Genomic DNA, 12,695 nt, shown 5'->3' on the forward strand with positions numbered 1-12,695 from the left:
GTGAGAGAGCAACCTACTGGCCGGTCGATTCGGTTGCCGGCGCACCGCCGGCCCGGGGTGGCGGTGAGAGAACAACCGACTGATCGGGGGAAACGGTTGCTAGCTCACCGGGGCCCGCCGCAGCGCGGGACGCTCGCCCACCGCCAGCGTGACCGAACCGAACAGTTGCCGCCAGCGGTTCCCGAACTCCGGCGCTGGGCCGGCGTACCCCTGTTGGACCAGGGCGCGGTGGACATCGAGCGCCACCTGTTGTGGGCGGCCGACGGTTTCGTGGGTGACTTGGACGTAGGCGTAGTCCTCTCGGCGGAGTACGGCGTACCGGTCGATATCGCTGATGTACTGCCGGCGATCAACTTGGTGCTGGGAGCCTTCGTACTCAATGACCGTGCGCCACGGTCGCAGGAGAAGATCCGCGATGACGACCCGAGGATCTTCGAGAGGAACTCTCACGTTCACTTCGGGAACCGGGAGACCCGCGAACGTCACGATGGCCCGCGTATCCGACTCCGGGAAGGACCGGGACTCCCCGCTCAGGTACGGCAATATCCAGATCGCCTCGTCGGCGCCGGGTCGCCACAGGTTCGCCAACGCATAGGCCTCAATCGTGGCGGGGTCGCAGAGTCCCTTCCCCATTAGCCAGTCCCCGACCTTGATCGCGTCGATGACCCGGGCCAAGGCGCAGTACGCCAGAAAAGCGGCGAAGGGGCTGACTGACCGCTCGTCGCAGGGAGGCATGACCTTCGTCCGGTGCACGAAGATGTCGTCCAGGGCCAGGTGATGGTCACGAGCCACCACGAAGCGCATCGGAAATCTGGGCCCGAAGCTCAACCCGGCGTCCTGCAGACGAGTGATGCCGGTCAGCCGCGCATCGGCAGGGAGGGCCAACCGGGCCGCCTCGATGTGCTGACTGTGGGTGAGGGAGGCATCGGCCAGGGCCCACACACGGGGATGGATGCGTCGGAAGCGTCGGCCCTGAAGCATGCGAGATGTGACTCCGGCGGAGTGTGCCTGAGCTTTGGTAAAGGGCCCATGGACTAGCTCGGGTGGAATCGGTTGCATCCCCCGATCCGATCTCAGATGCGGCGAATCGAGTCGAGCAGAACCCAACAACTGTGCAGAACACGTCCGCCCAAACTGGCTGTGGCAACTTCACGGGTCGGTGGCCCCACTCGGCTGGGCTCGGGGGGAGCGGTGAGTACGCAACCGAGGTCGAGGCATGGAGGGTTGCTAACTCACCGCCGCCCGGGCTGCCGTGGGTCGGCGGTGAGTGGGGTACCGGATCTGGAAGCGGGATGGTTGCTAACTCACCGCCACCCCGGGCCACCCCAGCGGCCGACGGAGCCACAGGTAGACTCCGCAGCACATGACAGGGGAGCACCCATCGCGGTGCTGAGAGTGCGGATCCGCCGCAGACCCTAAGAACCTGCTCCGGTTAAGACCGGCGAAGGGAGTCGGAGATGAAGAACCCTGCCCGCAAGAAGTCGACCCTGGTGGCGCTCGCGTGCACCGCTGTACTGGCCACCTCGGCCTGCTCGGTCGTTGGTGCTGCTGACGAGGAAGAGGCCAGCGGCGAAGTCGTGCTGCTGACCCACGACTCGTTCGTACTGTCCGACGAGCTGCGCACCCGGTTCGAGGAGGAGTCGGGACTGAAGCTGGTCACCCGCTCCAACGGGGACGGCGGCGAGTTGACCAACAAGTTGGTGCTGTCGAAGGCCAACCCCCAGGGCGATGTCGCCTTCGGGGTCGACAACGCTTTCGGCAGCCGCGCGCTGACCGAGGGCGTCTTCGCGCCGTACGACGCCACCCTCCCCGACGGTGCCGAGCAGTACGTTCTGCCCGGCGACGACGCGACCATGGCCCCGGTCGACACCGGCGGGGTCTGCGTCAACGTCGACGAGACCTGGTTCGCCGAGCGCGACCTGGCCGCCCCCACGTCCCTCGACGACCTGACCGACCCGGCGTACGAGAACCTGTTCGTCACCCCCGGAGCGGCCACCAGCTCCCCGGGGCTGGCCTTCCTGCTCGCCACGATCGGTGAGTTCGGCGACGACTGGCCGACCTACTGGTCGGACCTGATGGACAACGGCGCCAAGATCACCAACGGCTGGTCGGACGCCTACCAGGTCGACTTCACCCAGGGCGGCGGCGGCGGCGACCGTCCGATCGTCCTGTCCTACGACTCCTCGCCGGCGTTCACCATCGCCGAGGACGGCACCTCGACGACCAGCGCGTTGCTCGACACCTGTTTCCGTCAGGTCGAGTACGCCGGTGTCCTGGACGGAGCCGACAACGCGGAAGGCGGTCAGAAGCTGATCGAGTTCCTGCTCAGCGACGACGTCCAGGCCGCACTGCCGGAGTCGATGTACGTCTTCCCCGTGGTCGACGGCGTCGAGCTGCCGACCGAGTGGGCCGAGTTCGCCACCCGCGCCGAGGACCCGGTCGCGGTCGACCCGGCCGAGATCGACGCGAACCGCGACGACTGGCTGCGCGAGTGGAGCGACGTCACGTCCTCCTGACGGGACCGATCACCCGATGACCGGCCGCCGGAGAATCGCATCCCTGATCGGACTGGCCCTGCTGCCGGTCGCGGTGTTGGGGGTGTTCTTCGTGCTGCCGGTCACCGGGATGGTCGGACGGGGGTTCTTCCCCGACGACCGGTTCGAGCCCGGCGCGGTGCTCGACGTCCTCACCCGCGACCGCACCGTCCGGGTGCTGTGGTTCACCCTCTGGTCGGCCTCGTTGGGTACGGCGATCGCGGTGGCGGTCGGCGTACCCGCGGCGTACACGCTCCACCGTCTGGCCTTCCCGCTGAGACGACTGGTGCGCGGTGCGCTGCTGGTGCCGTTCGTCCTCCCCACGGTCGTCGTGGGGGTCGCGTTCCGGCAACTGATCGGGGAGGCCGGTCCGCTGGGTTTCCTGGATCTCGATGGCACCCCGGTGGCCATCGTGGCCGGACTGGTCTTCTTCAACGCAGCCGTGGTGATCCGCACGGTCGGCGCGACCTGGGAGACCCTCGATCCCCGTCCTGGCCAGGCGGCGGCCTCCCTGGGCGCCACCCCCGGCCAGGTGTTCCGCACCGTCACCCTGCCCGCCCTGCGGCCCGCGATCGTGTCCTCGGCCAGCGTGGTCTTCCTCTTCTGTGCGACCGCCTTCGGCATCGTGCTGACCCTCGGCGGCACCCGTTACTCCTCGGTGGAGACCGAGATCTACTTCCTCACCACCGACCTGCTCGACCTCCCCGCCGCGGCGGCGTTGAGCATCGTGCAACTCGTCGCGGTGGTTGCCCTCCTCGCCCTGGCCGCTCGCCTGCGCCGGGTTGCCGACCCCACCGTGAGCCGAGCCCTGACCCGGCCCGTACCCGTACGCCGCCGCGATCTCCCCCAGGTCGCGCTCACTCTCACGCTGCTCGCCTTCGTCGCCGCTCCTATCGCCACCCTGGTCGCGGGATCCCTGCAGACTCCGACCGGATGGAGCCTGGCGAACTACCGCGCACTGACCACCCCGGGGGTCAACCAGGCGCTGGCCGCACCGGCCACCGAGGCACTGGTCACCTCGCTGCGGACCGCCGTCGACGCGATGTGGCTCTCGCTCCTGCTCGGTCTGCTCGTCTCGATCGTGGTGACACGGCGGTCGCGCAGCGCCGCAGAGCGACGGACCCGGGCACTCCTGGACGGGTTCTTCATGCTGCCCTTGGGCGTCTCCGCGGTCACCCTGGGCTTCGGGTTCCTCATCACCCTCGACTCCGGCGTCCTCGACCTGCGTGACTCCCGGGCCCTGGTCCCGATCGCTCAGGCGCTCGTCGCCCTCCCGTTGGTGGTCCGCACGCTCGTGCCGGTCCTGCACAGCATCGACGACCGGCAACGCCAGGCCGCCGCCTCGCTGGGTGCCGGACCCTTACGGACCCTCGCGACCGTGGACCTGCCGGTGCTGTGGAAACCGCTTCTGGCCGCCGCCGGGTTCGCGTTCGCCGTCTCATTGGGGGAGTTCGGGGCCACCTCGTTCCTCGCCCGCGACGACGCCGTCACCCTGCCGTTGGTGATCTTCCGGTTGATCGGGCACCCGGGGGCGCAGAACTACGGGATGGCGTTGGCGGCCTCGGTCGTGCTGGCCGCAGTCACCGCGACCGTCATGCTGGCCGTCGAACGGCTACGAGTGCCGACGATGGGAGGTTGGTGATGCTGCGCGTCGACGACGTCACGGTCGCCTACGACGGGACCCCTGCGGTCCAGGGCGCCCACCTGGTGACCCCGGCCGGGAGCGTCACCGCCATCCTGGGGCCGTCGGGCTGCGGCAAGTCGACCCTCCTGCGCGCAGTGGCCGGTCTAGAACCCCTCCAGCACGGCACGATCGCGTGGGACGGCGAGGACCTCGCCCCGGTCGCCACCCACAAACGTGGGTTCGCGCTGATGTTCCAGGACGGGCAACTCTTCGGACACCTCACCGTCGCGCGCAACGTGGGATACGCCCTACGAATCCGAGGGCGGCGCAGGGCCGCGGTCGCCGAGAAGGTCACCGAACTGCTCGCCCTCGTCGGGTTGGAGGGGTACGCCGACCGCCTCCCCGGCACCCTGTCCGGCGGCGAGCGGCAACGGGTCGCCCTGGCTCGCTCGCTTGCAGCCGACCCCCGACTCCTCCTGCTCGACGAACCCCTCTCCGCCCTGGACTCGGGGTTGCGGGTCCGCCTGGCCGGAGACCTCCGCGAGATCCTCCGTCGCGCCGGCACCACCACCCTGCTGGTCACCCACGACCACGAGGAGGCCTTCGCGATCGCCGACCACCTGGTCGTGATGCGCGAGGGCAGAATCGTGCAACAGGGCCCGATCGCCGACGTGTGGGCCGCCCCGGTCGATGCGGAGACCGCCCTGTTCCTCGGCTACTCCCGCGTCGTCACCGACCGTACGGCGAGCCTGCTGTTGGGCGCGCAGGTGCCGGTGGGCCCCGAGCAGCCCGACCTGGCCCTGCGGCGTTCGGCCCTCGAGGTGGACGCCCGGGGGACGCTCGCGGGCGTCGTACTCGCCGCCCGGTCCACACCCGACCAGACGCGACTGGTGGTCGCGCTGCGGGTAGCGGGTGAGCTGGAGGAGGTCGACGCGGTCGCAGCGCCGGGGACGCCGGTAGTGGTCGGCGACGAGGTGGGGTTGCGCTTCGAGCCGGCAAGATCGGCCCGGGTCGGCTCGGCGGTGCCGGCCACGGACTGACCGATAGTGGGCGAGGTCATGACCTCGCTGTGTTTCCGATATCAGGACGCGTCCCTACTATGGGGCCCATGTATCGCCGCGCCTACACCGTGCTCATCGGCACGGCTCTGATCATGGGCGCCACGGCGATCACCCTCGCGGTCTGGAAGGACAAGAGCCTCGCTGACCCCGACGGGTTCCTCGGTCCGGCGTGGGTGCGCCTGCCGATGCTCCTGGCAGGAGCCTTCCTGGTGGACCTCCTGCCGCGAACCCTGTGGCAGTCGAAGTTCAAGGTCCCGGCGATGAAGTCGGTCTTCATGGAGCGCATCCACTCCCACTGGACCCGAGACCGAGTCACCCTGGTCGTCCTGGGGATCGCCTGCTTCTACATCACCTACGTGAGCTATCGGAACATCAAGTCGTTCCTGCCGTTCATCATCCAGACGAAGTACGACCGCGAACTCCACCTGGTCGACCGCGTGCTGATGTTCGGTAACGACCCCTCCGACATCCTGCACGCCGTCCTGGGCACGGGATTCATCGCTTTCTTCCTCTCCTACATCTACCTCTGGTTCCTCCCCCTGGTGCCGCTGGCCCTGACCGCCTGGCTGGTCTGGTCCCGCAACCTGTCCTTCGGCTACTGGTTCGCCACCTCCCAATGCATCGCGTGGAGCCTGGGCACCCTGTCCTACTACATGCTGCCGACACTGGGTCCCGGATTCGAATACGTCTCCAAGTACGCCGACCTGCCCAACACCCCCACCGGCAAGTTGATGGACGGATTGGCGAACGGGCGCAACCAAGTCGTCAACGGCGGCGTCGAAGGGGTGGTGCAGTCTGTCGCGGGCTTCGCGAGCCTGCACACGGCCATCACGTTGCTGGTCGCCCTGATGGTGCACTTCACCCTGCGGAACCGCGTCCTGAAGATCGTCTTCTGGGTGAACTTCGCGATCACCATCGTCGCGACGCTCTACTTCGGTTGGCACTACATCGCCGACGACGTCGCAGGGGTCCTCATCGCCCTGCTGGCCTTCTACCTCGGGGGCATCGCCAGTGGTCAGAAGTTCGAACGGCACAGCCTGCAGTCGCACCCGACCACGACGACCTCGGCGATCCCGGTCGAGTCCCGCGAATCTGCCTGACCTCAGCGGAATAACCCTTCGGGGTGGTGCGTGCCGTTAGCCGGGACGTGGCCTCGGCCATCCCGGTAGCGTGGCCTCATGGCCACCGACACCTCCGCTCCCGAGTCCGCCGCGTCCTCCGACTCGCCCCAGTCTGATTCCATGCAGTCTGATTCCATGCAGTCTGAAACCACTCGGCCCGAACCCACCGAAGCGGCGTCGGCGTACTCGCAGCCGTCGATCGACGTCCCGGCCCTCGTCGCGACCCTGGACGGCAAGTACGCCGAGGTCCGCAACCTGGTCCGGCGCAACATGGTCGAGACGGCCGGTGTGCTGGAGGACGCCGAGACGATGACGCGCGACGAGTTCCGCGAGCGGGTCAAGGAGATCGTGGTCGAGATGGCCGCCACCGGCCAGACCGGCATGGGTTTCCCCGAGGAACTCGGTGGTGGGGGAGACATCGGCGCCTCGGTGGCCTCCTTCGAGACCCTCGCCTACGGCGACCTGTCGGTCCTGGTCAAGGTCGGGGTCCAGTTCGGGCTCTTCGGCGGTGCGATCTTGCAACTGGGCACCGAGCGCCACCACCAGGAGTACCTCCCGGCGACGATCACCGGCGAGGTCATGGGGTGCTTCGCCATGTCCGAGACCGGGCACGGCAGCAACGTCCAGGCGCTCGGCACGGTCGCGACCTACGACGTGGCGACCGAGGAGTTCGTGATCGAGACCCGCGGGGAGCTGGCCAACAAGGACTACATCGGCAACGCGGCCAAGCACGCCGAGCTGGCGGTCGTCTTCGCCCAGCTCTACGTCGCCGGCGAGAACCAGGGCGTTCACGCGTTCGTCGTCCGCGTCCGCGAGAACGGCAAGGTCTGTGACGGCGTACGCATCGAGGACGACGGCCTGAAGATGGGCCTCAACGGCGTCGACAACGGAAAGATCTGGTTCGACAACGTCCGCGTTCCCCGTAAGGACCTGCTCAACCAGTTCGCGGACGTCAGCGCCAGCGGCGTCTACACCAGCGACATCGAGAACCCGAACCGCCGTTTCTTCACCATGCTCGGGACCCTGGTCCAGGGCCGGGTCTCGGTCGGCGGCGCCGGGATCAGCGCCTCCAAGGTGGCGCTGACGATCGCCATCAAGTACGCCGAGCACCGCCGCCAGTTCGACGGCACCGGTGACAACGTCGAGGAACTGCTCCTCGACTACGGGGTGCACCAGAAGCGACTCCTGCCGCTGCTGGCCCGCACCTACGCCCTGCACTTCGCCCAGGAGGTGGTCGCCGGACAGCTGCACGACGTCTTCTCCGGGGTGACCGACGACGAGATGGCGCGACGCCAGCTCGAGTCGCGTGCCGCGGGCACCAAGGCGTTGGGCACCTGGCACGCCACCGCGACCATTCAGGAGTGCCGCGAGGCCTGCGGTGGTGCGGGCTACCTCGCCGTCAACCGGTTCGCCGCGCTCAAGGCCGACACCGACGTCTTCACCACCTTCGAGGGCGACAACCACGTCCTGCTGCAGCTGGTGGCCAAGGGGTTGCTGACCGACTACTCGAGCGACTTCGCCGACATGGACGAGTTCGCGATGGTGAAGTTCGTGGCGAGCCTGGCCGTCGAGACGGTCATCGAGAAGACCAACGTGCACAAGCTCCTCCAGCGGATCAAGGACGTGCTGCCCGGAGGCGATGACGGGTGGGACCAGGAAGCCGGTCTACTCGACTCCGAGTATCACCTCGCAATGCTGCGGTTCCGCGAGGAACACATGCTCAGCGGTGCGGCGCGCCGCCTCAAGCGCGGCGTCGACTCGGGGATGAACCCCGGCGACGTCTTCAGTCGGGTGCAGCCGCATGTGCTGGGCGCGGCCCGCGCCCACGTGGAGCGACTGGTGCTCGAGGCGTTCGTGAACAAGACCCGGGCGATGCCCGAGGGCGATCACAAGGTGGCCCTGAGCCTGCTGTGCGACCTCCACGCGCTGTCGACGGTCGAGGCCGACGCGGCGTGGTGGATGGAGCACGGGCGGCTGTCCTCCCCGCGCAGCAAGGCGATCAGTCGTGAGGTCCAGTCGCTGTGCCGCAAGGTGCGTCCGCTGGCCGAGGACCTGGTCGACGCCTTCGGTATCCCCACCGAACTGCTGCGCGCGCCCGACCTGATCGGATCCTGATGGCACGGACCCGGCTTCCCCGACTCGGGCTGGTGGGTTGGGCCGAGGACCCCCTGTGGGCGCCGATCTACGACTGGACCGTCGAGCACCCGGTGCTCGGAGGTGCTGCGTGGGCCCTGGGCATCCAGAGCAATCTGTTCCGGCTCTACCGTGCCGCCGCGGAGATCGCCCTGCAGCCGCCCGGGGCACGCGTGCTCGACGTACCGTGTGGGGGTGGGGTGGCGTTGCGTGGTCTGACCCCCGGTCAGGGTGTCGACTACGTCGCCGCCGACATCTCCCAGGCCATGCTCGAGCGTACGGCCGTGGCCGCGCGTCGGCGGGGTCTGAGCGACCAGGTCGACCCGCAGATCGCCGACGTCGAGGCGTTGCCGTACGACGACAACTCCTTCGATCTCGTGGTCTCCTTCACCGGGCTGCACTGTTTCCCCGACCCGGCTCGCGCGGTCATCGAGATGGTGCGTGTCCTCAAGCCTGGCGGCGTGATCAGCGGCAGCGCGATCCTCAACGACACGGGCCTGCGACACGAGCCGATGCGTCGGTTCGGGCGCTTGGGCAACCTGCTGGGCCCGGGATGCACCGGCCCCGAGATCACGGCCTGGCTGGCCGGTCAGGGCATCATCGAACCCACCCTCGAGCGCAGTGGGGCGATGGGTTACTTCCGCGGATCGAAGGGCTGAGGGTCGACTCGTTCAGATCAGCCCGCACATCAGTAGTGCGTCGTCGAGGTGCGACCCCAGTTCGGCGTCCTCGGGGTCGATGAGGACGTCGGCGAAGTCGATCCCGCTCGCGACAAGCGAGTCGTAGACGCACCCGCCCTGCTCCCGGGTCATGGCGACCGCCGAGACGGCCATCATCGAGGTGATGAAGCTGTTGCGGATCGACGCCGGCGGGCTGAGCTCGATGCTCTTCGCGGTGAACTTCCTCAGGGCGTCGTCATCCAGGCACGCGCGTAGCGCCGCGTTCGCCTCGGCGTAGGCCGATGGGTCGATCCCGTCGGGTGTCTCACCCCTGGCGAGAGCCCCGGTCTCCTCGGCGGTGAAACCCGCGTCCCGGAAGCCTTTGAGCAGGCAATCGGCATCCTGGTCACTCAGCACACCGAGGGCCACCGTGTCGTCGCGCAGCTGCTCATCCTCGGCGCTCAGCAAGGTCGTAGAGGACGTCTGGTCGGTGGACCCGAGGGAGTAGGCGGTCACGCCCAGGAAGAGCACGAGCCCCGCGAGGAGGAGCAGGGTGACGCGAAGGCGGGAACGGCGACTCTGAGGCATGGGCAGACCCTAGGTCGGTCCGCGGATCGGTGCGTCGAGTTATCCACAGGTGCGCTCAAGCAGGCCACTCAGGAGGCCGCTCAGGAGAGGCCGCAGAGCTCCACGGCGTCGTTCAGGGCGGTCTGCGTCGCGGGTGACAGGGTGGTGGTGGCCAGCTCCGACAACTTCACCCCGGCCTCGAGCACCGCGTCGAAGACGCACCCGGCCTGGTCCTCGGTGGTGCCCTCGGGGGCGGTGGCCATGAAGGAGGTGACGAACCCTTCCCGGGCCGCGTCGGTGTCATCCTCGGTGGCGTCGTCGATCAGTTCGTCGCGCTGGTCGTCGGGCAGGCAGTCGAGTGCGGTGACACTCGCCTCGCCGAACTCGCCGGGGTCCACGTCGTCGGGTGTGGTGCCCCGGCCGACCTCCTGCACATCCTCCAGCGAGATCCCCACGTCCTCGTACGCCGCAGCGAAGCACTCCGCGATCGAGGGCTCGACCTCGAGCTCCGCGGCGATGTCCTCGATCAACTCCTCCCGCGTGGGGTCGTTGCCACACCCGGCGACGCCCAGGCTCAAGGAGACGGCGAGGCCGACGGTGGCCAGCACGCGGGCATGAGAACGCATGTCTCGACCCTAGTGGTTCCCGTCCTCACGAAGTTCGCCGAATGGCCCCGCGAAGTTCGCCAGATGGGGCCTCGAAGTACGCCAAAAGGCCCCGCGAGGTCGGCGGGGTACGTCGGCACGGTCGGTGCCGCAACCCCGACGTACCTCGAAGGGCCAACGGGCGAACGGGATGGATCAGTGAGCGGAGGGGTTGTCCTTGGCCCGCTGGAAGGAGGCGTGGACCTCGGCCTCGGCGGCCTCACGGTCGACCCAGTCGGCGCCTTCGACGGATTTGTTGGGCTCGAGGTCCTTGTAGACCTCGAAGAAGTGCTGGATCTCCAGGCGGTCGAACTTCGACACGTCGTGAATGTCCTTCAGGTGGGCCTGACGCGGGTCCGAGGCGGGCACGCACAGGACCTTGTCGTCGCCACCGGCCTCGTCGGTCATCCGGAACATGCCGATCGCGCGGCACTTGATCAGGCAACCGGGGAAAGTCGGCTGACCGAGCAGGACCAGGGCGTCCAGCGGGTCGCCGTCCTGACCGAGGGTGTTCTCGATGTACCCGTAGTCGGAGGGGTACTGGGTCGAGGTGAAGAGCATGCGGTCCAGGCGCATACGCCCGCTCTCGTGGTCCACCTCGTACTTGTTGCGCTCGCCCTTGGGGATCTCCACGAGTACGTCGAACTCCAACACATCAGCCTCCGCGATCATCACAGTCAGACCACCCGGTCGGGGGTCACGTATGGGGAACGACCCATCACAGGCCGCACGCTAGTCTCCCGCATGCCGACTTGGCACGCGCAGCGGGAGGGAAATGTGAGAAGTTCGGTTAAATTTGCCGCCCGTCTCGTCGTCGTTCTCGCCCTCATCGTCGCCGGATTGGCGGTCTGGCGCTATGACTTGGCCGACGACCTGACCGACGACGCCCTGGAAGCGGTGTTCGGCCCCCGCGAGGTGGCGGTACCGGTCGAGCCGACCACGATCGCGCCACCTCCCGGTTTGAGCCTTCCTCCGCTGGTCCCCGCGGAGGAGGTGGCCGAGCCGATCCCCGCCCAGACGGTCGCGCTGAGCCGACGCGCCGTTCGGCGGGCGGTCGCCCCGCAGTTGGCCGACCCCGACCTGGGCGGTCACGTCCTGTCGGCGGTGGCGCCGATCGGGACCGACCCGGTCTACACCTCACGCACCGGTGCGGCAGCCGTGGCGATCCCGGCCTCCACCACCAAGGTCGTCACCAGTACGGCGGCTCTCCTGGCGCTCGGTCCCGACCACACCTTCGAGACGACCGTGGTCCCCGGCGCGGGGCGACGGATCGTCCTGGTCGGGGGAGGCGACCCGTTCCTGGCCTCCCAGCCGGCCGGCACAGACCCCGACGCTCCGTCGTACCCGATCCGCGCCGATGTGGTGACCCTGGCTCGAGAGACTGCGAAGGCTCTCCTGGCGCAGGGCCGCCGCCGGGTGGTGGTGACCTACGACGACTCGCTGTTCACCGGTCCGGAGGGCAGCCCCACGTGGGAGGAGGACTACATCCCCGACGGCGAGGTCTCCCGCATCGGATCCCTGTGGGTCGACGAGGGTCGTCCCGCGGAGGGCACCGGCCGCGTGGAGGACCCGCCGCTGACCGCGGCGACCGTCTTCAGCGGGGCGTTGAGCAATGCGGGGGTCGAGGTCGTCGGCGTACCCGAGCAGGGGTCTGCGCCCCAGGGCGAGGTGGCTGCGCTGGCGACGGTGTCCAGTCCGCCGGTGTCCCAGATCGTCGAACGGATCCTGGACGTCAGTGACAACGAGGCCGTCGAGGTACTGCTGCGCCACGTCGGGCTGGCGGTCAGCGGCGAGGGCAGCTTCGACGGTGGGCGGCAGGGCGTTCTGTCGCTGCTGGAGGAGCAGGGCGTCACGTTCGGATCGGCCGAGGTGCTGTACGACGGCAGTGGGCTCTCCCGACAGAACCGGCTCGCCCCGACGACCCTGATCGACGTACTCGCGCTCGGAACCCGTCCCGACCTCCCCCAGCTGCGGTCGGTGATCGCGGGACTCCCGGTCGCCGGGTTCACCGGATCGCTGACGGATCGTTTCTCCGAAGGCGACCCCGAGGGCCGGGGCCGGGTGCGGGCCAAGACCGGCACCCTCACCGCCGTGACGTCGCTGGCCGGAGTCGCCGCTGACCGGGACGGCAACCTGATGCTGTTCGCGTTGATGGCTGATCGGATCGCGAAGGTCGATGAGACCGATGCGCGCACCTCGTTGGACAACGCAGCAGCCGCCCTCGGGGCCTGTCGGTGTGGCTCCTGAGGTTGGTGGGGCTTGGGTGGTGCGCCAGTTTCACCGGCCGGCCGGTGAAACTCATGCTTGGACGACAAAACTTTCTCGTCCAAGGTCCAGTTTCACCGGCTAGCC

11 protein-coding genes and 1 riboswitch are annotated in these 12,695 nt (G+C 68.5%); of the genes, 7 read left to right on the forward strand and 4 right to left on the reverse strand.

The window, feature by feature from the left end:
* Positions 1–99: 99 nt before the first annotated feature.
* Positions 100–981, reverse strand: coding sequence for a hypothetical protein (locus ACYVLV_RS12790; protein WP_460810464.1), 882 nt, complete (start codon positions 979–981; stop codon positions 100–102).
* Between the two features lie 377 nt (positions 982–1,358).
* Positions 1,359–1,467, forward strand: a riboswitch (TPP riboswitch).
* Between ACYVLV_RS12790 and ACYVLV_RS12795 the strand changes: the two genes are divergently transcribed.
* The 6 genes from ACYVLV_RS12795 (at position 1,458) to ACYVLV_RS12820 (ending at position 9,132) form a co-directional block, all read left to right on the forward strand.
* Positions 1,458–2,516, forward strand: a complete 1,059-nt coding sequence (locus tag ACYVLV_RS12795; protein ID WP_460810465.1) for a thiamine ABC transporter substrate-binding protein — start codon at positions 1,458–1,460, stop codon at positions 2,514–2,516. (Overlaps the previous riboswitch by 10 nt.)
* 16 nt (positions 2,517–2,532) lie before the next feature.
* A complete protein-coding gene (locus tag ACYVLV_RS12800; RefSeq protein ID WP_460810466.1) occupies positions 2,533–4,176 on the forward strand; it encodes an ABC transporter permease in 1,644 nt (547 codons plus the stop codon).
* Positions 4,176–5,198 carry an ABC transporter ATP-binding protein gene (locus tag ACYVLV_RS12805; protein ID WP_460810467.1) on the forward strand — a complete coding sequence of 341 codons (1,023 nt, stop codon included), beginning with the start codon at positions 4,176–4,178 and terminating at the stop codon, positions 5,196–5,198. Before ACYVLV_RS12800 ends, ACYVLV_RS12805 begins: the two co-directional genes overlap by 1 nt.
* 68 nt (positions 5,199–5,266) lie before the next feature.
* On the forward strand, positions 5,267–6,319 hold the full coding sequence (locus tag ACYVLV_RS12810) for a phosphatase PAP2 family protein (protein WP_460810469.1): 1,053 nt from the start codon (positions 5,267–5,269) through the stop codon (positions 6,317–6,319).
* 156 nt (positions 6,320–6,475) lie between these two features.
* Complete coding sequence (locus tag ACYVLV_RS12815; RefSeq protein WP_460810470.1) at positions 6,476–8,455, forward strand: acyl-CoA dehydrogenase family protein; 1,980 nt, start codon at positions 6,476–6,478, stop codon at positions 8,453–8,455.
* A complete protein-coding gene (locus ACYVLV_RS12820) occupies positions 8,455–9,132 on the forward strand; it encodes a class I SAM-dependent methyltransferase (protein WP_460810472.1) in 678 nt (225 codons plus the stop codon). Before ACYVLV_RS12815 ends, ACYVLV_RS12820 begins: the two co-directional genes overlap by 1 nt.
* 12 nt (positions 9,133–9,144) lie before the next feature.
* On the opposite strand, the gene ACYVLV_RS12825 is transcribed toward ACYVLV_RS12820, so the two are convergent.
* From ACYVLV_RS12825 to ACYVLV_RS12835, 3 genes are all read right to left on the reverse strand, one after another.
* Positions 9,145–9,720, reverse strand: coding sequence for a hypothetical protein (locus tag ACYVLV_RS12825; RefSeq protein WP_460810473.1), 576 nt, complete (start codon positions 9,718–9,720; stop codon positions 9,145–9,147).
* 80 nt (positions 9,721–9,800) lie between these two features.
* On the reverse strand, positions 9,801–10,325 hold the full coding sequence (locus ACYVLV_RS12830; protein ID WP_460810475.1) for a hypothetical protein: 525 nt from the start codon (positions 10,323–10,325) through the stop codon (positions 9,801–9,803).
* A gap of 174 nt (positions 10,326–10,499) precedes the next feature.
* Entirely contained in the window at positions 10,500–11,015 is a 516-nt protein-coding gene (locus ACYVLV_RS12835) for an inorganic diphosphatase (RefSeq protein WP_460810477.1), read from the reverse strand.
* A gap of 105 nt (positions 11,016–11,120) precedes the next feature.
* Between ACYVLV_RS12835 and dacB the strand changes: the two genes are divergently transcribed.
* Positions 11,121–12,590: a D-alanyl-D-alanine carboxypeptidase/D-alanyl-D-alanine endopeptidase gene (gene dacB, locus ACYVLV_RS12840; RefSeq protein WP_460810478.1), complete on the forward strand. Its 1,470-nt coding sequence runs from the start codon at positions 11,121–11,123 to the stop codon at positions 12,588–12,590.
* The last annotated feature ends 105 nt before the right edge of the window (positions 12,591–12,695 follow it).

This window comes from Nocardioides salsibiostraticola (assembly GCF_054783655.1).